The sequence below is a fragment of the Streptomyces sp. NBC_00247 genome (assembly GCF_036188265.1).
Classification (GTDB): domain Bacteria; phylum Actinomycetota; class Actinomycetes; order Streptomycetales; family Streptomycetaceae; genus Streptomyces.
In genome coordinates, this window is the sequence record NZ_CP108093.1 from 6694041 (window position 1) to 6715131 (window position 21091).

The 21091-nt window shown below is 69.7% G+C and carries 6 protein-coding genes and 1 pseudogene; 1 reads left to right on the forward strand and 6 read right to left on the reverse strand.

The window, feature by feature from the left end; all coding sequences use genetic code 11:
• The first annotated feature begins 59 nt into the window (after nt 1-59).
• Nucleotides 60-365 (forward strand): hypothetical protein, encoded by a 306-nt coding sequence (locus OHT52_RS28825; RefSeq protein ID WP_328723102.1) that lies wholly within the window; start codon nt 60-62, stop codon nt 363-365.
• A gap of 176 nt (nt 366-541) precedes the next feature.
• Here OHT52_RS28825 and OHT52_RS28830 read toward each other — a convergent pair whose 3' ends face one another.
• The 6 genes and pseudogenes from OHT52_RS28830 to OHT52_RS28850 form a co-directional block, all read right to left on the reverse strand.
• Nucleotides 542-2419 (reverse strand): chitobiase/beta-hexosaminidase C-terminal domain-containing protein, encoded by a 1878-nt coding sequence (locus OHT52_RS28830; protein ID WP_443046819.1) that lies wholly within the window; start codon nt 2417-2419, stop codon nt 542-544.
• A 108-nt stretch (nt 2420-2527) separates the two neighbouring features.
• Nucleotides 2528-2896 (reverse strand): annotated as a pseudogene (locus OHT52_RS31570) (hypothetical protein); the annotation flags it as partial.
• Nucleotides 2897-4007: 1111 nt separating this feature from the next.
• Nucleotides 4008-4763: an alpha/beta fold hydrolase gene (locus OHT52_RS28835; protein WP_328723104.1), complete on the reverse strand. Its 756-nt coding sequence runs from the start codon at nt 4761-4763 to the stop codon at nt 4008-4010.
• A gap of 479 nt (nt 4764-5242) precedes the next feature.
• Nucleotides 5243-6643 carry a hypothetical protein gene (locus tag OHT52_RS28840; protein WP_328723105.1) on the reverse strand — a complete coding sequence of 467 codons (1401 nt, stop codon included), beginning with the start codon at nt 6641-6643 and terminating at the stop codon, nt 5243-5245.
• 70 nt (nt 6644-6713) lie between these two features.
• The gene (locus OHT52_RS28845; protein WP_328723106.1) at nt 6714-9308 is read right to left on the reverse strand and encodes a hypothetical protein; all 2595 of its coding nucleotides are present in this window, start codon (nt 9306-9308) and stop codon (nt 6714-6716) included.
• A gap of 94 nt (nt 9309-9402) precedes the next feature.
• On the reverse strand, nt 9403-21090 hold the full coding sequence (locus OHT52_RS28850) for a WXG100-like domain-containing protein (protein ID WP_328723107.1): 11688 nt from the start codon (nt 21088-21090) through the stop codon (nt 9403-9405).
• Between the last annotated feature and the right edge of the window lies 1 nt (nt 21091).

The following is a 21091-nucleotide window of genomic DNA, read 5'->3' on the forward strand; positions in this document are numbered from 1 at the left end:
CCGCCCACCCGGGCGTTCTCGCACGGCATCCCCGATCCCGAGGGGGAAGGAGTCGATCCATGAGTGCCCTCCATGACACGACCGCGGGCCTCGCGACGATCGTGCGAGACCTGGAAAGGCTGGCCCTGGAACTGCGCGCCCCACACAGTCGGCGCATCCCGTCGGCGATCAGCGCCGCCTGCGACGCCCTCACCTGCGCGGCTGCCCTGCTACGCGCCCAGCAGGAACCCCACGACGGCGACGCCACCCGCACGGACCTGCTGCGAGAAGCCGTCGCCATGGCCCGCAGCACCGTGGAAACCACGAAGATGGCCTGCCGTGAGCAGACAGGACCGGGAACCGATGCTTCCGCGACGGCCGAGTAGGAGAGCAGATGCCTCAACGGGCCGGGCGACCTCGTGTCGACCGCCACGACGTGCCACAGCTCGCCGTCCACGACGACAACCAGCGCCCGGCCCTCGGTGGCGCCGCGTACTGCGAACACCGGGGCTCCTCGCGAACGCGAGGAGCCCCGGCCCACTTTTCACGTCAGGTCATTGCCTCATGGGTAGGCGACCACATTGCTGGGAGTGGTGTTCGAGGCGGTCACCGCCCCCACGTCGTTGATGACGTGGGTGATGGTGCCCACGCCGCCGAGTGAGACCGTCAGAGCGTTGTGGAACTTCACGCCGGGAGTGTTGGGCACTTCGAAGGCGTGGTAGCTGTTCACCGCGGGGTTGACGTTGAAGTAGCAGTAGCTGCCGAGTCCCCACGCCTCGTGGGTGGTGACGCCCGCGCCCACCTTGTAAGCGGCATATCCGTTGACCCCTGCCGCGCTCATCCACGCGCCCTGGTTGGGCACGTCGTACGGCATCTCGTTCTGGAAGAAGATCGTCTTGCCGTTCTGGCCGTTCCAGACAACTTCGTGCTTCTGGTAGTGCTCGACGAAGAGACCGGTCGCCAGAACGCTGCCGCCGTTGACGATCACGCCGGTGTCCGCCGTGTTGGTCGTCCAGCCGAAGGTTCCCGCCGTGCCGTGGTCGGCCCGCCAGGCCCAGATATGGTCGATGATCACGTTGTTGCTGTTGACGATCAGGCTGGTCGTCGCCTTGCCGGCGATCTGGCCACCGATCCGGAAGAACACGTCCTGGATGGTCGTCGGGTTGCCCGCGTGGCTCGCGGACGATCCGGACGGGCCGACGGTCAGCAGCGCCGCCGAGTTGGTGGTTCCGGCGTCGATCAGCAGGCCCTTGAGACGGACTCCGTCCACGTCGGCGACCTGGATCGCGTTGACGCCGTTGTCCGGGACGAAGGTCGGGTAGCCGATGCCGAGGACGACCGTGTTGGGCCGGGTGATGTTCAGCGTCTGGTTCAGGTGGTAGACGCCCGGCGTGACGAACAGGTTGCAGCCCTGAGAAAGGGCGTTGTTGATGGTCGCGGCAGTGTCGCCGGCCTTGACCACGTAGAACTGGCTCATCGGCTGAGAGGTGCCGGGAGTGCTGCCGTTCGCCCAACTCGCCCCCGATGCGTTGGTGCGCAGCGACGGAAGGAACACGCGGTATTTTCCGGCGCCGTCGACGTACAGATACGGCACGTCACGGGAGACCGGGGTGGTGGCCAAGGTGGTCTCGGGCGGGTTGGGGAAGGTGTTCGCGGGAGCACCGGCGGTGCCGGAGAAGACCATGTTCCACACGCCGCCGGCCCAGCTGCCCACGTTACTGTCCCGGGTGTACCACTGCTGCTGCGAGATGGACGCCGCCTGGCCGCTGACTTTGGTGTCGGCGATGTAGCCGCCGCTCGCCCAGCCGTAACTGGCCGGGTAGAGCTGCAGGTCGCCGCGGACGTCGATCCGGCGGAACGGGGCCGCCTGGGCCACGGCCCAACGGTTCCCGCCCACCGGATTGATGGCCAGATTCTCGGCCGAGCGCCAGAAGTTCTGCGTCGCGTTGCCCGCGTCCGAGGCGTTGAAGGCGTCCACGGTGACGTGTCCGTTGATCGTCACGTCGCCCGGATTCTGCCCGAGACCCGCCACCGAGGTGTAGTAGCCGACATTGTCGTCGACGGCGTACGTACCCGGCTTGAAGAGTTGTGCCACCCGGTTCTCGCTGAACTGCGCGGAGGCGGTGTCCTTCATCTGTGCGAACTGCGCGTCGAGCTGCGCCTGAATGGTGGCACTGGACATGCTCGGGTCGTAGATGTGGACGTTCGGGCCGAAGTTCGGCGTGTCCGACTGGGTGGGGCAGCTCGCCGATGCGCCGATCGTGTAAGTCGCACTGGCGACGGCGGAGTCGGCGAGTCCGGACTTGATGGCGATGGCCTTGATGGTGGCAGTGGCCGTGACGCTGATCGGCGCGCTGTACGGAGTGGACGCCGCGGTGGGGGTGGAGCCGTCACGCGTGTAGCGGATGCTCGCGCCCGCGGTCGCGTCGGCGAGCGTCACGCTCTGGGCCGATGCGTAGGTGCCCGCCGCGGGAGTGAAGGTGGGTGTGGCAACAGTGCCGGTTCCTCCACCGCCCTGGGTGTACGTGAAGTGGGTCGTGTCGTACTGAGGCCCGCTCTTCTCGTAGGTGAACCAGTACTCCAGGACCGTTCCGTTGGCGAGCGAGCCGACGGTCTGAGTCCACGTGCCCGCGCTGTTGGTCATACGGACGTTCTGTTGGTTGGCGCTGTTGACCAGGTAGTGCACATCGACGTAGACCGCGGACGTGGTCGGTGTGAACGAGATCTGAGCTTGCGTGGAGCTCAGTTGAGTGACGCCCTGGGTGTAGTCAGGCGCGGCTGCCGAGGCGGGAGCGGCGCTCTGATCGAGGCCGAGCAGTCCGACGAGCGCGAGTAGGAGCGCACTCAGCAGAGCGACGACGCGGTGCTTCGGACCTGGCAGGGGTCTCATGCGGCCGGGCGGGACGGTAGTGCGCATGGGTGGGGGGTCCTTTCACCTGGTTTCGTGAAGTGAACACCGGATCAACGCGGAAGAAAGGGTGCAGACGGTCTCGACACTGCGCAGTGCATCGCCTTGACAACTCTGCAGACCTTTGAATCAACCTCTTGAAAACGCTCTCAATCTACGGATGGGCGAGGTGCTGGATCCGTCAAGGAAGTGTTGAGTGGCAACGGTGAACCGTCAAGAAGATGCACAGGCTTCAAGTCTTGAACGCCTACGGTGTGCCAAGTCGTATCCGAGTTCGGCCCAGGAGAGGTGAGCTCGCGAGTTGTCGCACCTGGCCTCAGGGATCGATTCTCAGGATTCGGGTCCTGCGCGGAAGGTGCTCTTTGAGGCTGACGTGATCCAGCCATGTGCGCGAGGTGCCGCGGCGTACGGTGCGGTTCGGCTGAGGGACGGTCGGCGCGGGCAGAACTGTCCCGCATGACTATCCCGCATGGCACGAAGACGGACGGCGACGAGCCTCGCCTGCGGCAGGGTGACGAGCCGACAACATGAAGAGGGGGCCCCATGGCCGACTTCTGCGCGGTGTACCCGCTTGAGCCGCAGTGTGCCCCCGCACGGTGTCGACGATGGACGGGCTCGGTGCGTGGTGACATCCGGATGGGCTGGATCTGTCTCAACGGATGTGGGTGGACACGAATCGCGACAATGCGGACGTCGGATCCGCCTGTCACTCCTTGGGCAGGGCTGCGTCTGCCGTCACGGTAGGAGTGATGTGCGGCCGCACCAAGTGGTCGAGTCCCCGCTCTGGTCAGTGCTGGGCGAGCGGTGCCAGGCCCTGATGCCGGACGAGCGCGACGGCCACCGGACGCGCCCCTGACGACTGCTGCGTATCGCGCCCGTCGCCCTGCCCTCTACGGGCATGGCGAGGGCGTCCATGGTCATGGGAAACACGTCAGGAACACCGGTGGGCCGGCTCGCCGTTCCTGGTCGGCGTGAAGGCAACTTGACAACTGGGCAGCGGCTCCGGCTGGTTGGTGGCCGTGGAGTCGTGCGCCACCCAGCGAACTGCCAACCGCTCGGCAGCCGGGCGGGAAGAGGCCTCGCGATCCTCGCGTCGGCGTCCCTTCACAGTGTCCTCGGTTCAGGTGCGCAGAAATGCCTCCAGCGCTGTTGCCAGTGCCACCGGGGTCTCATGCATCGGGTAGTGGCCGCAGTTCGCGATTTCTTCGAGTTCGGCGTGCGGGTAGTGGCTGAGCCACGTTCCCCGCATCACCTCGGCCGTCAGGGCGAGATCGTGCTCCCCGACGATGACTTTCACCGGGACGGTGCTGCCGGCGATCCGCTCGGTCAGGTCGGCGGAGACCCAGTCCCTGACGTAGCCGCCGAACGCTTCTCGGGTTGAGAGCTGGAGGGAGCGGTCGACCATCAGATCGACCCATACCCTGCTCGCGCGTCGACCGGTGACCAGATCCATGATCGCCAGCCGCTTGTCGCGGTCGTGCGCGGCGCCGTAGAAGAGGGCCTCGCCGTCGGCGTCCAGCGGGTACGCCCCTGCGGGGACGGGAGCGAGCCCTACCAGCTTGCGCACCCGCTGAGGGGCTTGCGCCAGTACTTGCTGGACGGCTTTCCCGCCCATTGAGTGGCCGATGAGGGAGAAGCGCTGCCAGCCGAGTTCGTCGGCCAGCGTGAGGGCGTCGTCGGCGATCTCGGTGAGTGTGTAGGTGCCGGTGACGGCCTTGCGATCGCCGTAACCGCGGTAGTCGAGGAAGGCGTAGCTGAAGGTGTCGCCGTCGAGGTAGTCGAGGAACGATCCCCATCCGGCGCTGGTGCCGAACCAGTCGTGGAGCACCAGGACCTTGTGGTCACCGGATCCGAGCAGGCGGTGCGCAATGCTCATGGCGCGGGTTCCTCCTGGGGTGATGAGACTTCAGACATACCCATGAGTGGCGTCCGATCCTGCTGCTGGAGGGCGTGCGGTCCAAGCGGCCCGTGCACACCCCGCGATCTCGAAGCCCACCGCTCTCTCGTCCGGGCCGGTGAGGCCGATGCCGATGAAGGCGGAGCGACGGACGACCACGTGCTCGTCCGTCCCGTCCGCAGCGATGCCATATGTGTCATACGGGGCGGTCCTCCGTTCACGCCGCGGCGCGCACAGGCGCGTCGGCCGGGGCTCCCGCATCCATTCCCCTCGGACGGACCTGCGAACCGGCGCTCCTGTCGCCACGCATGCTCGCTGTACAGAGCCGAGGGGACACGTGTGCCTGGTACCGCAGCAGATCGACCGGGGGACGGAAGCGGCAGGCACCGTCGGGCGATCCGACCTGCGTGGACCGGGTCCGACGGCCCTGCCCCGGGGCCGTTCACGACGACACGTGGTCAGGAGGCCTTGCAGTTCACTCTGACCGGAGCGGCGGCGGCGTGCCGGTTGCCGGAGGTCTTTCCGCGATTCTCCAGCACGATGGAGATCTTGCCCGTGCTCACCGGGAACGTTCCGGCGTTGACCCACTGACCCAGGTGCGAGGGCTGGTCGATCTCGAAGGTGTCGATCTGGGTGCTCGGCTTGGCCTCGAAATAGCGGTGGACGGCGTAGTGGGCCGGGTTGCCGCCGACCCGGCTGATGTCCTTGACGTTCGGGATGTAGACAGAGACCTGGCAGGTTCCGTCGGTCACCGACCCGGTGGGGAACTTCCACTGGGCGTAGCCGTTGTACGTCGTGGTGCTGTTGGAGAGCGGCACGCTGTAGTAGAAGCCGCTGCATCCGTAGGACGTCTGGCTGCCGGTGCGGCCGACCCAGCCCTGGAGGCCATCGCGCCACTGGTCGGACGTGGCGAAACCGGGGGTCTCGCAACCGGGACCGATGAGGTGGCTGTACGTGACTGCGGCCACCTGCTCCTGCTGAGGTGACGCGGGTTTGGTAGCGCTTTCCTTCGTCGGTGCCGGAGCGTCGGCCGCTCCGGATCCGGCGTCCTTCCCGGATGCGGCGCTCTCGGCCCCAGATTTCGGGGTCTCCTCGGTACTGCCCGTGGGGAGGCTCTTCGACCCGGTCTCGTGGATCGCGTCCGTCGCCGTTCCGCCCGTACCGGAGCCGCCTGCCGCGGAGCCGGTGGGGCCGGTGGTGGACTTGCCGTCGGGCGTCTGCGGGTTGCCACTGGGGGCGTTCTGCTGGCCCGGCACGAAACCCGGGCCGGCGCCGTCGGGGCCCATCCGGCTGCCTGCGGGCGCGAGTGCGGTGGGCGCGGAGGTGTCGTCGCCGGACCCGGACAGGCCGGAGATCAGGAAAGGCACGCCGACGAGGACCAGCCCACCGGCCACGGCTGCGGCGATCAGCGGCTTGCCGGGGCGACCCAGTGGGAGCACACCGGCACGGCGGGGGCGGGTAGCACCGGCGGTCGTCGCCGTGGTGGTGGTCTCGGCGGAGGCGGCCCTGCTCGCCTCGGCGACAGCGGGGACGATCGTGCCGGAGGCGGCGGTGACGGCTTCCGGCTGGGTCTCGGACCCGGGCTGCCCTTCGGTCTCCGCTTCGGGCTGCGCCTCGGCTGCCGCCCGGGGCGCTTCCGCCTCCTCGCCCTCGCCCTCGGCGGCCGGGGCGGGGGAACCGGACACCGTGGCGGGGGTACCGCTGCCGGCCGGTGCCGGGGCGGTCCCGGCCGGCGGCTTCGCCGGGAACAGGCCGGTGGACGGCTCCTCGGCCAGGACTGCGACTGCCGCGGCGCGGGGGACCGGTGAGCCGGGGGTGCCGGACTCCGCACCGGCGGGGGCTGACTCGCTGGTTGCCATCGGATGCCTCTCGGACGGATCAGGATGGGGACGGGGAAAGACGGGCGGTGGGCTGTGGTGCGGCTGTGGCTCAGGCACGGCACGGGAAGTGGCCGGTGCAGCGGGCGGGCCAGCCGGCGGCCGGCCCACCGGCGTCCCGGCGGGCCGCCTCGTCGAGACGGGCGACCGCTTCGTCCGACGGCGGGCGGAACCGCGTCGTCCCGCTCGGGATTTCCGCCAGCAGCACGCGCGCCGGAGCGTCCTCGGACGCCTCGTGCCTGGCCAGTACGGAGAACTCGGTACCCGCCGCGAAGAGCGCCGTCGCACCGCCGGCACCCGGGGCCGTGAGCACCGAGGTGCGACGTGCGGTCACCGGCCTCATGACGTAACGGACATGACCGGCCGGTGGCGCGGGAGCGCCCTTCTGCTCACGGTGTACGACGTCCAGTGGCGCGTCGCAGCGCAGGACGGCTCCCACGACGGCGTCGTCCGGGATGCCGGGCCCGGGCAGGGCCCGCATCAGTGTGCCCCGCAGTGCGGGCAGCCTCCGCAGTCCCGAGGCGAGGCAGGCGGCGTACGGTGCCAGCTCACCGCTCCCCGCACCCGCGTCGGCCGCGAGCGCGAGCCCTCCGAACCGTCCGCCGGGTGCCGACGTCAGATACAGGTGGACGGCGACGAGGTCGACGTGCGCTTCTTCCTCCTTGGAACCGCGCAGGGCGGGGAGCCGTGTGAGAGCCCGGCCGACCGCTCCGGTGTGCTCCTCCCAGACCGACGCTGCCAGCTCGCGGAAGGCGGCCCGGTCCGCGCCACTACTGAAGCCGGGCGGAGCCGACGCGGGGGCGGGGAGCCTGCGGGACGCAACGGCGACGGGCGCCGGCGCAGGTGGAGTTGGCGCGGGTGCCTGAGCCGGAGGGGGCGCGGGTGTGCTCTGAGCCGATGCGGCCTGCGGGGCGGTGCGGCGGGGGTGCGGAGTTTCAGGGGGCGCTCCGGCTCCCGGCACGGGCTCGGGCGGCCCGGCGTGGCGGCTGCTGGTGGCCGGGCGGGTGGCGGCAGCCGGAACCAGGTCGTGGGCCGAAGCCTGAGCAGGGGATGTTGACGCGGTGAGCGCCTCGGCGTGGATCGGCCGGGGTGCGGGCGCGGCGGGCGTGGGCGCGGAGGATACGCGCGCGGCCGGTACGGGAGCGGCAGGTGCGGGCGACGGCGCTGTTGCCGCGACCGCGGGACGCGGTGCCGGCGCGGCGAACATCAGCGCGTTCCGTACCGCGAAGCGCCGCAGCGCGTCCACCGTTTCGGCTCCCGCACCTGCGGGTGAGGCGATCTCGGCGTACGCGCGGACCTGACCGTCCAGCTCCGGCAACAGGGCGGCGAGTGCCTTCAGGAGTGCGCTCCGGGTCTGTCCGTCATCGCCCGCGCTACCCACCTCGATGCGCATCGCGCGCTCCTCGGCGGGCCGCTCCCGGACCGCGACCGGAGGAGTGGGGGAGTCGCCCACCCACAGGCCGGCCCGTACCGCCACCACGTACGATCCGCCGGGCAGACGGCCCACGGCGGGTTCCGGATCAGGGCCGGTCACGGCGTCGGGCAGCAGCCAGTGCACCGGACGCGGGGCAGGCCGTTGCGCATCCGGTCCGGCTTTCCCGGCTTCCGCGTCCACGGGGGCGCAGCTCACCGTGGTGAGCAGGGCGGGCCAGGTGTACTCGCCCTCCGCCGACACCAGCCGTATCCGCTCCCGCCGCGCATCCCCCGACGGGTCCGGCACGGACAACGGGAGCCCGGTACAGACGGTCACCTCCGTGTCGAGCAGGTCTGCCACACGCTGGGCGACGGGCAGCAGATCGGGCCCACCGCCCGGGGCCAGCCGCACCCGGTCACGCAGTTCCGCGGGCAGCCGGGCGAGCAGCGTGGCCAGGTCCTCCGCGAGATCGTCCCGGCTCTCCGCGCCGTTCACCAGCACGGTCAGCCGATCCGGGTGCACGGCGAGGGCGAACGCCAGATCGCCGGGACGGGGCACCGCCGCGCCCGTGGGGTGCAGCAGCAGCCCCGCGGGTATCTGCCGGACCGTGTGGTCGCCCAGTTCCCCCAGCGGTACCCGGGCGAGCGCGCGCTGCCAGTGCGGGGCGGGTATGCGTGCGCCCAGAGCCACGGGTTCCGTGCCCGGCGCGAAGCGCCACCAGCCACCCGCCGGGGTCGCGGGCTCGCTCACGTACAGTCCGCCGTCGGGCAGCAGGACCGCTGCGGCGTCGGGTGCCTCGATCTCGAAGTCCCATGCGTCGGCGAGCCTTTGGGCCAGTGGGAGTCGGCCGTCGGGCGGGCGTGCGGCGGCGCCGGACATCACGAGCCGTGCCGCGGAGCGGTGTTCATCCCGTAGCCGGGCGAGCAGACCGCCCAGTTTCTCGCCGAGGTTCCCCGCCGCGTCCGCAGCCACGTCGACGATGACCACCGGGCGCTCCCGCTCGACACGCAGGTTTCCCGCGAGCTCACGCACGGAGGTGCGGCGGTCGGCGGAGGAACGCAGCAGGAATCCGCAGGCGCCGCCGGGACCGGACTCCGCGCCGAACTCGTCGAGAACCGTGCGAGGGCCCTCCTGTTCACGGGCTGCGGGGCCGGACGCGGCAGGGCCGGGAGAGGGTTCCGCCGCCGAGTGCCGTCCGCGCCACCGGGGCAGCCGCGATGTCAGCCCGCTCACCGGGATTCCTCCCGACGGATGAAGCCGCTGCGCTGCACTGACCCTCCATCAATGATTGTGCCTGGTTGCGACGCTGACCCTAGCTCCCGGGATCTCACGCGGGTCCCGCAGGGCCGTTGGTGGACCCGACGGTGAGGAGGTGCAGGGTGAGATCGGAGAGCGCGGAGTGGGTGGACCCGTGTTCCGGATGCTCCGTGGTGGTCTCCTCGGAGGACTCCGAATCCGACTCCGGCTCCGGCTCTTGCTCTGGCTCCGGCTCCGGCTCCCCATCCGCATCCGCCGCCCGAGCGGTCGGTGTGGTGTGCAGCGGTACGACGGCGTTGTCACTGACCCGTTCGATGGTGGCGAGGTAGTCGCTCGGGAGGTTCTCCAAGCTCCCCTGGAGGGTGCTCACCATCAGGCCCTCGCGGCGCACCCCGCTCGCCCGGTCGTCACGCCGGAACAGGTGGCGGTCCTCGCGCCGCTCCCTGGCATCGGAGTACTCGTCGGCCAGGCCGAGGTAGTGCAGGATCTCGTGCGTGAGCACCGCGTCACTGTGCCCGACGTCCCACCTGCGCTGGTCGGCTCGGACCGGCGTACCGTCCGATTGCGAGAGTGTCACCGCCTCGTCGTGCCCGGGTGCCCGCACGAGCTCCAACGTGACGTGCAGTTGGTCACCGGATTCCGGGAGGATGTATCCGGCGTTGACGTGGGCGTCCAGCGCCGACTGAAGGCGGGTCTGCAACACGGCCAGGTCCTGCGCGTCCAACCCGTCGGTGAGTCGCATGGGCAGGGCCACGTAGAACTGCCGGACGGTCCGACCGTCCGGCATCCGGATCCGGCGCACGTGGTTGCGGATCAGGGTCAGCGAACCGTCGAGGAACCCCTCCCGGCTACGGGCCTGCACCAGCTTCGGATCGAAGCGCTCGGTGTGCACGGCGGCCGTCTTCCCCCTGGGGAGCGCCGCCACCTCGTGCGGAAGCACCGGGTTCTCGGTCCGCCGGCCAATATTGCGGGTACTGCCCGTCCCGGTCGGGTCTGGCGTCTCACTGTCGTCCGGGGAGTGGGGCGGCCACTGAGGGGCGAGCGGGGCCGGCGGCTGGGTGGGTGTGATGGTCAGCAGGGGTGGGGTGTTGGTGCCGTGGTACGTGATGGGTGCGCCTTCACCCAGGGCGAGGAACTCGTTCTCTCCTTCGCCCAGGAGGAGTGACTGGTCGGGAACAGTGTCGGCGCGGCTTTGGAGGTAGGTGCCGAACACATGGTGCAGCGGCACCTCCTGTGAGGTCACCCAGAACGGCCCGAGTGTGTGACTGCTCTCGTCGGTGGGGTCCTTGTAGGGCGTCAGAAGGCTGTACGACTCGGCGGGGCCACGGGTCATCTGGACGTTGTCGCCGACGGTCATGGGTCCGCCGTTCTGGTCCTCCAGCAGGCTCCGCTTCTCCAGGCGGATGAGCTGGACGACTCCTCTCGTGCTGTCGACGTTGGGCATCTTCACCCGGGTGAGCACTTCGTAGGTGAAGACGTGCTGGGCGATCATGCTGCGCAGGTAGACCGTGTGATCTCCCAGGAACCCCGGGTCGAATCGCGTGACGGGATAATTCCGGGCGCCCGACCCCAACTCGTCGTTCTTGAGGGCTTGGTTCAAGGTGGCCATGTGGTAGCCGTAGTCGGCCTTCGGCGGGCGGAAGTGGCTGATCAGCACCTTGAACCGCTGGGATTCGGTGTTGATCGATCCACCTGCTTGTTCTTCGGCCCAGAGGGACAGCCAGCCGCTGTTTCCGCCGTTGTCGTTCAGCCAGGTGTGGAACCGGGCGGACACGCCGTCGGCGCCGCGGAGTGAACCGCCGATGGGGCCGGTCATGTCGGCGGGATCGACCAGGGCCCATGGTGTGTCTTCGGGGTTCGGCCGGCCGCTCTGCCGCTGCCGGTCGGGATTGCTCACGAGTTCGCGGGGGAGACGGTCGAGCAGGCCGTGCTCTGTCATGAGCATCTGTACGCGCAGGAACTCAACCCGGTACTCGGGTCGCCAGCCGTCGTTCTTGAGCAACGTGTTGGTCCTCAACAGGCGCTCCGCAGCGTCCCGTTCGCTCCCGGGCGCGTTTTCGTCCGCCCGGATGCGCTCGGCCCGCTCGATCACGAGATCGAGGTACCTGCCGGCCGGTTCCATCACGGCGTCGAAGGCGGCGAAGGCGTCCCAGGAGTCGCTCCACTCGGCTGCTGCTGGATAATTCTCCGGGTACTTGAGCGGTACCGTCTCACCCCGCCCGGTGTCGGTGACCACGGCGAAGGATTCCATCGGGGGTGCCAGCGACCACAGGGTCTCCGCGTTGAACGGTCCCTGAGGGAGGCTGTCCGGAAGGACGTACGTGACCAGGGACGAAGCGTCGAACGGTGCGCTCTCCTCCGTCTGGTCGTCCTGCGCGGGCTCGGGCGAGGGCGGCGACTGCACGGGACTCGGCGCGGGTTGAGGGGGCTGCACCCACTGGATGGGTGGCACCGCGGGCGGGCGGGCCGGGGTCGGTGTGGGTAGGTCCCCGTCGGAGTCGTCCCAGTCGGAGTCAGCCGCGTCCGAGTCGTCCGAGTCGGCGGACATCTGGCGGAAGCCGGGTGGTATCGGCAACATGCGGGCGGCGACGGAGTCGGTTTCCCGTTGCGCGGTGCTGTCGTCGCTCCGGGGGCCGAGGGGTTCGGAGACGGGGTCGACCCATGTGTGACTACGTTCGACGGGCATGGCATTGGCCCGTGACTGGGCCCAGTTGCCGTTGCCGGTCTGGATTTCGGTTTCGCCCATGAGGGCGGCGAGGAGCGCCAAGTGCCGTTCGCGTAGTTGGCCTTGGGGGAGCGCGTCGGGTGAGGGTTGGTGGTAGTTGCCGGGGAGGCTGCCCTCGATGTCCGGGCGGTGGGGGACGGTGTCGTCCTGGTATTCGTCGCGCAGGCCCAACTGGTGGCCGAGTTCGTGGGCGTAGTCGATGGGGCCGGCGTCGTGGTGCCAGGTCTTCTGGTCCATGACGGTGTCCGGGCCGACGAGGTCGACGCTCAGATGGGGTGTGCTGCCGGGCGGGGCGGGTTCGACGGTGACGTGGAGGAGGTCGCCGTTGGGCAGACGGTAGCCGGGAGCGTTGTAGTACTCCTCGACTCCCTGCCTGAGTTTGTTCCAGGCCGCCTCACCGTTCCCGCCGTTGAAGGCGACGGTGATGGTGAGGTCGGCGACCGTCTCGTCGTCGTGCCGGATACGGCGGACGTCGAAGCGGGAGGGAACGGTGAAGCGGGGAGTGCGGTCCAGCCGCATCCGAGGGCGCGCGACGGGCTCGCTCCCGGGCCGTGCTTCCGCGAGCGCCAGGTCGACCTCGTGAAGGGCGTCGGCGAGGACAGTCGCATGTCTCTTTGACTCCGCTCGCAGAGCCGCCCTTTCCCGTGGATCGGCGGCTGTGTCGATCCTCTGCTGGAGGTCGTCGGCGTGCAGTCCGGCAGCTTCCAGAGCCGACTCGGCGGCGCGCAGGCGTGCCCGGGCCGCGATCTCCTCCTCGCTCAGCGGCTCGTCGACGCTCGGCGACCTCTCGATCGACGCTGCCGCGGTTTCTCGCGGTGATGACTGCCCGACCGGTCCCGTTCCGGGGCGGGGCGCTCGTGCGTGGACGACTGTGGGGGCCGGCTCCGAGAGTGGTGGCACCGTGAGACCGGTCGCCTCGGCGTCGTCGGCCCGGTACGCCTGCGTGATGGCCGCTTCGAGCGCGAGCTGCTGCACCCCGATCTCGACGAGCCGTGCGTTCGCCCGCTCGACCTCCTGCGTCAATTCATGCCATTGGAGGGCCAGTTGTGCGGCTTCCTCTGCGAGCTTCGCCTCCTCCAGCAGGGTCTCCGCCTCGTGGCCGGACTCGGCGGCCACCCGCAGATCGTCGTGCGCCGCGATGTGCCGCTCCAGCTCGGCCACCGCGTCGAGCAGGTTGGCCTGACGCCGGGCCAGTGTCTCGGCCCGGTCGGGGGGTGCCGAGGAGAGCAGCGTGCGGGTGGAATCCAGCAGGCGGGTGGCGCTCCGCAGGGCATCGTGCGCCTCGGTCTCCGTGTAGTCGAGGCCCGCCACGAGAGCCCGCTGGTCCGCGTGGACCTGCCGCGCCCGTTGCAGATCGCGAGCGGCGGCGGTGCGGAGATCGGTGGCCTGCCGCAGCGTTTCTCGCGGATGTGCGTCCTGGGAGGACGGACGTCCGTAGGTCTGCTCGAACAGCTCCAACTGGTCTCGCGTGTGGCGTAGTTGTTCTCGCGTTCCGTTCCGGTCGGGGATCTCTTCGCTGTCCGGGGCCAGGGTCCAGACACGGGTGCCGTCGCCCTCGCGCAGCGCCAGCTCCAGGGTCTGCCCGCTCGCCCGTGCGATGGACCGCGCCAGGTAGAGCGCCTCGAAGCGCTCGTCCGGGGTGGGGTTCCTCCCGAGATCCAGCCACAACTGCACCACGGCTCCCGGCGGCAGCACGTCGTCGGAGGCGGTGATCAGCTGTGCGATCAGTGAGGCATTCAGGTTCCGCACGTCCGGTGCGGACAGGTCCCACACCCCCTCGCCGCGGCGTGCTTCGGGGAGTACGCCGAGGCCCAGCAGATCGCGTTCGGGCACCCGCAGCAACGCGGTGCCCGTCACGTACCGCACTTCCCCGCCCGGGCCGGTCAGCGTGGTGACGGTGTCGACCTCGACCTCGTGCGTACGCAGTCCCTGGTCGGCGCCGGGCATGCCCGCGATGCCGGTCTTCTCCCAGTGCCGGGCGAGTGCCGACACTCCGCCGCCCTGACCGCCCGGGACGGACTGGTTCGAGAGAAGGGGTATCGATCCGCCGAAGTCGAAGCCGCCCCCCGAGGTCAGGGTTCCGGACACACCCAGGGTGAAGGCGCCGCTGCGGGAGACCGAGGAGCCGGAGCTCGTGCTGAAGCCCGTCACCCGCACCCGGTCGACCGCCACGTTCCTGGTGGTGTCGATCACGCGCGGCCGGAACACCTGCGTCGACAGAATGACCTTGGGGTGCGTCGCGGTCCCGGTGACGGTCCCGCCCGCTCCCGCCGCCCCCCGCACCGGGTCCATGGTGATGCTCCCGCCGTGCAGCAGCTCGGTCAGCCGGGCGGCAGCCGCCTCCGACGAGCTTCCGGAGCCGACGCCCTCGCCGGCCAGCTCGGGCGCCAGCTCGTGCACCGCGTTCAGGAGGTCCCGCTGGTTGCTGAGCGCGTATGCGACCTCGGTGCCGGTGGGCCGGAGCGGTGTCGCCGTGGCCAGCGGACCGGAGAGCCTCGGGTCCTCGGTGCTTTTTCCTTGGCGAAGTTCCGTCGCCGGTTTCTCCGGGGCCTGTTGCTGGTCGGTGTCCCCGGAGAACCGCAGGGTGACCCGTCCGTCCACCTTTTCGTACGGACGAGTGGTGGGGGGATTGCCTTCGATGTGCAGATCGACGGCGAAGGTGTACGCGAGAGTGAACTCGTTGCCGCCCTCGACGCGTTGCCACAGCCGGTCCTCGGCGGTGAGCGTCCTTCCCACGGTGTCCGAACGGGTTGTCGAGCCGCTGCCGGACGGGCTCAAGGTCGCCTCGCGGGAGGTCTCGGCGGACGTCGGCACCACGATGCTCCCCGGCACCGTCCAGCCCCAGCGGGTGGTACGCACCCTGCTCTCGGTGACGTTCGCGGGGGAGTGGGCGGAGAAGTTCTCCACCCCGGCCCCAGTGTCGCTGCTGCGGCCCGTGACCCGGCGGAGCTGGCCTTTCGTCCACGCGGGCTCGCCGAGCACCCGCACGGTGACGGTACGGGTGGTCAGGCCGTTCGTGTACGGGAAGCTGAAGCTCAGTGCTCCGTCCTTGCCGCGTCCGGGCAGCGCGCCGAGGGCGGCGGGCGAGGTGTAGTCCGCGATGCGCTGGGCCAGCCCGGGCACGTAGTTCCGGTGGCCGGGGGTGAGGCTGCCCGGCGCGTGCTGTCCGACCAGGCGGGTGAGCGCCTCGCGCAGCAGATGGGGCCGACGGGGGTCGCTGTCGGCCGGACTCTGCTCCTCGGCCGTCTGCTCGGCGGAGCTCTGCTCCTGGGATGTGTTCTCGTCGGCCTCGGCCGGATGCGGGTGCGGCTTCGCCAGGGGCGTCGCCTCCAGGACCGCCGCCAGTCCGAGCGCGCCGTACTCGACGAAGCGGTACGGCAGGCGGGCGGTGTCGGGGCGGGGCGGCCCCGTCTCCTCGCCCGCGAGCGGCTCCAGCATCGGACCGCCGCGCCGGAGCTGATCGGCCGTGGCGAGGAACGTGATGCCGCCCGGCACGTGGACCGTGCGGGTCACCGAGTCCGCGGTCCGGTTCAAAGGGGAGACCCGCCGGTGCCCCCGGTGGACGGTCACCACGTAGGTGATGTCCGCGCTGATCCGGTGGTGGGTACCGCCCTCGGTGGGGACCCGCGTCATGCTGGTCGACGCCGACGTGGTCACCGAGCTGCTGTTCCCCCGCCCGTAGACGCCCTTTCCGCCGGCGCCACCGGTGGCCGGCTTCGACGCGCCGGGCGTGGACGGATCGAGGACGGGAGGCTCGGCAGCGGCCTGCTCCACCTCTTCCGAGCTCTGGCCGTACTTCGCTGTGAACCCGGGGCCGCCCTGGTGCGAGGAGGCCTCCGTGACCTGGTGGGAGGCGCTGTCGGTGGCACCGAGGTCCGTCTCGCCGTACTGCCGGACCGTGCCCAGATCCTGAGGAGCGGTGAGTACGGCCTTCACCTCGACGACCAGGTCGGTGCCGCCCGACACTCCCGGCACGAACAGGTCGTCGATGACGAAGACCCCCTTCACCATCTGGTGCGCGCGCGACATCAGCGCGGCGGGCGTCAGTTGCGCGTGCAGGGCTTCGTGCAGCAGCAGGCCCTGGTCGGTGCGGTCCCCGGTGGACACGGTCTGCCGCACCACCGTGGCCGTGGACAGCACCGAGTCGGCGACGGACTTCGCGGCCTCGGTCGCCGCTCCCCACCAGGTCGAGGGCGTGTTGGCCGATTCCGCGTCCCCCGGAACCCCCGTGCCGAACACGGGCAGGGTCGGGCCGTGGCCGGAACCGCCGGCGTTGCCCAACTGATTCAGCTCGATGTCGTCGGTGCGCTCCTGCTCCACCGGGGGCTCCGAGAGGCCCGCGAGGATTTCGTCGACCGCCTCGTACAGTTGCCTGCTGCCGCGTACGACGTCGACGAGGGAGCTGTCGGGCAGCAGGAACGTCTGCTCGTCCGGAGGCAGAGGCGTGTCTCGGGACTGGAGCTTCGCCTCCCCGTACTCCGCCGAGAAGTTCTCGGTGCGCTTCTCCGGCACCGCCAGGTCGACGGTCACGGGCTCGGGATGGGTGGCGGACGTGAACGTGGCGGTGGGCAGAGGACCGGCCCCGTCGGTGATCTCGACCGCGAACACGGCCGGGACCTCGAAGACCTCCGTCGTCTGCTGGGTCGTGATGATCATCTGGGAGTGCGAGACTCCCGCCGCGGCCGTCGAGGTGTTCGTCGTCTGCCAGGTGCCCTTGTAGTCGGCCGTGAGCGCGCCCCTGAGATGACCTGCCGCGAAACCGGTCATCTGGGCGGCCACCTGGACGGTGCCGGAACGGCCCGACGACTGCTGGCTGGTCCCGGGCACGGACAGAGCGCTGGTGTTCGGCAGATGGACATCGCTCAGCGAGGTGCGATGGATGGGGGCGGTGGTGTCGCCAGGCGCGCGGTCCAGGGTGAAGCGGAGCCGGACGCGGTCCACACCGCCGCCGAACCCGGGCTTGTTGAAGTACAGGACCATGCCGCCGTCGACCAGCTCGTCCATGGCGCCGAGCAGGCCGTGCTGCGAACCCAGCAGGGAGAGTTTCCGCACGTTCTCCAGACGGGCCTTGACCAGGCCCTCGTCCATCAGCCTGCCGTTCTGCTCGCCCTCACGTGGGAGGTAGCCGTTGTTCAGAAGCCAGGTCCGTGCCTGTTCCAGTACCTCGGTGACGCCCTCGCCGTGCACCGCCAGGGGGGTGGTGGTGAGGCCGATGGCGTCGAGCCGCGCCACCTCAGGGGGTGCCTGCTTCCGTGTGGCTGCCGTGGGCACGGTGCCGGTTACGGTCTGCGGGGTGAGCATCCTGAGCCGCACCCGGGTGGGTGGCACGGGCACCGGGTCTGTCGGCTTCCCGTCCGCCGCGATGAACTCCACGCTGTACACCACGTTCGCCGGGGTGAGCACGTGCCCCCCGTTGGTGCGGATGTTGTGTGTCACACCGTGGGTGGCGCCCGCCCCGAGACTCTGGTCCTTCTGAAACCCGTAGCCGCCCTTGGGCAGTACGGAACCGCCGAGGTGGAAGTCCCGGAAAGCCTTGTCGGCCTCGTCCGGCATCGTGTTCAACACTCCGCCGACCCCGCCCTCGAAGTCGTAAGCCTGGGACACCTTCGACAGCGAGTCGGTCTTGCGCTGACGGTCGAGGAAGCGCTCCAGGCTGTACTTCGGACCGACCAGGATCTCCCTGGCCGTGCGGTGGGTCACCTCCGCGGTGACCTTGAACATGCCGAGGGCGTTGCCGCTCTTGTCCAGCAGGACCGGCGACCACGTGCCCGTACTGCCGCCGGGGCGGCCGCTCACCCGCTGCAGGGGAAGAGCACCGAGCAGGTGTTCGGCGCCGAGGAACTTCTCCACGGCGGCCAGCGAGCCGGCGTCGAGGGAGCCGAACTGCTCACCGAACCGGGTCCGGACCTCGCGCAGCAGGCTGCCGGGGTCGGCCATCGAGTCCATCACCCACAGCGGTGAATCGTCCAGATGCTTCTGGAAGTCGGCGTCCTGCATGTGGTTGAAGCCGCTGCGGCCGGCCGCACTGTATCCGGGCACGGCCAGATGCTCGGGGAACCAGGCCGACACCGTGCCGAGTACCCGCCCCTCCGCCGGCTCCGGCGCGATCTCCGGCAACGTCGGTGAGGATGCCTCCCACACCCGGCCCCGAGCGGTGTAGTCGAAAAGGCTCGCCGGCTCCGAACTGCGCAACAGACTGGTGGAGGTGACCGCACTGCTCACCGTCGTCGACAGAGTCTTCTGCTGATGAGTGATGTTGAAGTTCAGCGCGGTGGGCACGTGGGTGAGGAAGCCCGCGATCACGCTGAAGGCGTTCGAGAACGGGGTCAGCGAGATCGTACGGACGCTCGTCGTGGTGGCGGTGGAGGTGCTGTCGAACGTGGCCGCGTGCCGCTGCTCGTTGTTGTGCGGCGGTGCATGCCTTCCGGCGCCGAACAGCGTGGAGGGCTTGGGCTTCTCCAGCCTCAGCTGTACGGCCAACGAGCGCTGGTTGCCGTCGACGGTCAGCGTGATCGGGTGACCGTCGATGCTGAGCAGCATCAGACGGTTGTCCTGGAGCGCCTGCGGGGAGAGCAGCTCGGCCAGCTGCGCGCGCACTTCGGCCCGCTGTGTCTCGGGGAGGCGGCCGGAGGACGTCTCCAGGGTGTCGAGCGCCTGCTGCTGGAGGGACGTGGCGACCCGTTCCGAGATCGGCGCCAGGTGGACGCCGCTGATGCCTTCGGAGGCATCTGTGCCGAGTCGTCGTACCTCGTCGGACAGCCACACATTCGACGCGGGCGGTGGCGGAGGCGGCGGCGGAGGCGGTGGGGTGGAGTTGCTCGCGCCGTCGTGGGCGTCGCCGGCGAGGTCGGTGAGGACGTCAGTGCTGGTGCTGGTGGTGTTCGCGTTGGCGTTGGCGTTGGTTTCGGTGGTGATGTCCGTGGAGATGTCGGTTTCGATGGTGATGGTCGTATGCGGCTCTTCCCGCGGCGCGTTACTGCTCGGGAGGTCGGGGGCGCCGGTGTTGACGGCGAGGTGGGACTCGGGGGAATAAGGCGTGATGGGCTGCGAGAGAGTCCGAGGCGTGGCGTTTCGACCCGTGGACTCGGAGCCCTTCTCCTGCTCATCGGGCCGCCCGTTTTCCTGGTCCTGCGTCGGGTCCTTTTCCGGCTGTTCCTTCTCCTGCACCGCGACGGTCTCCGTGGACGTCGTGTTCGGCCCGTTCGCCGGACCACTGGGGCCCGAAGCGGTGTTCTGTTGGGTGGAACTCGTCGATTTCACGGTGCTGTTGGCCGGAGCCGGCACCGTTGACGCCGCGGGAGTGCCCGCCGTCGTCGTGAGCGGGGCGTTGGTGCCCCGGGGCATGGTCGGCGGTGCGGTCACGACGGGCTGCTTCGCGCTCTCGTCGGTGTGGTCGTTCTCGTCGTCCTGCGACTGCTGGGCCGCGGAGTCGGAGTCGGAGCCGGAGCCGGAGCTGTTCGTTCGCTCGCTGTCGCTGTCGCTGTCGCTGTCGCTGTCGCTGTCGCTGTCGCTGTCGCTGATCGCGGACGACAGGGACGAAGTGTCGCTCTGATCAGAGATCGGGGCATCGCTGTTCCCCATCGTGCTCGTCCGGATGCCCGTACCGCCGACCGTGTCGTTCCCCGTACCGCTGCCGGGCTCGGACCCCGTGTGTCCGCCCGAGGACTCCTGACCGGCGCCGGGCAGTTTGAACCCGGCTTCCAGCGTCTGGTTGCGTAGATTGGCCCCGAGCTTGTCGCCCGCGCCTTCGAGTATGTGTCCGACGCGTCCCTCCACCATGCCCGAGCCGAAGGTCAGACCCGAGGTGCTGAACGTGTGGTCGTCGCTGAAGAACAGGTTGTAGAAGCCCTCGGAGACCGCCGCGTGCGCCCCCTCGGACACGCCCTCCGTGATGCCGTGGACGCCGGACTGGGCCATCGCCCGGATGGCGCTCCTGCCGAGCTGGTCGGCCGCGCCCTGGCCGAGGATCTTGCCGAGCGCGCCGTCGCCCTCCTTGGCGAGCGGCTTGAGCGCGTCTTCGAGCAGCTTCGGGAGATCCTTCTTGCCGGTGTTCTCCAGCAGCGTCCTCGCCCAGTCGCGGCCGACCGCTCCCGCCTTCTCGCCGCCCAGGTGCTTGCTGAAGGTCTCACCGATGTTGCGGACGAACTTGTCCCCGGCCGCCTTGCCACCAGGCCCGACGGTGGGGGGAAGGTCGTGCGCGAAGTTCTTGGCGAAGTCCTCCCCGAACGTCTTCGGGGCTTTCGGCCCCACGCCCTTCGGCCCCTTGGGGCCCTGCACGGGCGGCTGCGGGAAGGCGTTGTCGAGCTCCTTGCCCAGCTGCTTCCCGCCGCCCTTGCCGAAGATGTCGGCGAGCTTCTTGCCCAGCTTGTTGCCCAGGAACTGGAACGGTCCGGCCAGCAAGCCCTGGATCATGCCGGACAGCGCCGCACCCTTGGTCAGGTCGCCCTCGTACTCGTCGCGCGTGCCCTTGTTGAGCTGCGTCCACTGGACCAGCAGATCCATCGCGACGCCCATGCCCACGTTGATCAGCTGGTGCATCAGCAGCGTCATCAGGGCCCGGCCGAGCCACGAGCGGATCAGGAACCGCACGATCGCGCACTTCGCCAGATACGCCTGGATCGACGCCCCGAAGAAGAACGCCAGCGCCGCCGCGACGACCGCCTCGAACAGCAGCTCCACCAGCTGGGCGATGATCATGTACTTGGTGTACTGGAGCTGGGTGGCGGCCTTGCGGGTGAACGTCGCGAGCAGCTGCGCCTGGTCGGCGACCGCGTCGAAGTAGTTGAGCCCCTCCTCGCCGATGAAGCTCTTCATCGCCGCCTGGTACATCGCGGCGGCGTCACCGTCGAAGCTCTCGCTGGTGTAGCCGAGGGCAGCGGCTATCTGCTGCTTCATGTCGTTGCTCAGCTTGCCGTGCAGGTCCTTGTGGACCTCGGCCAAGGCGAAAAGCTTGTCCTCGTCGCCGTTCGGCGGTACTTCACCGGTCAGTGCGGCGAACAGCCAGGCGCAGTCGGGAGGGAACTCCAGGGACAAG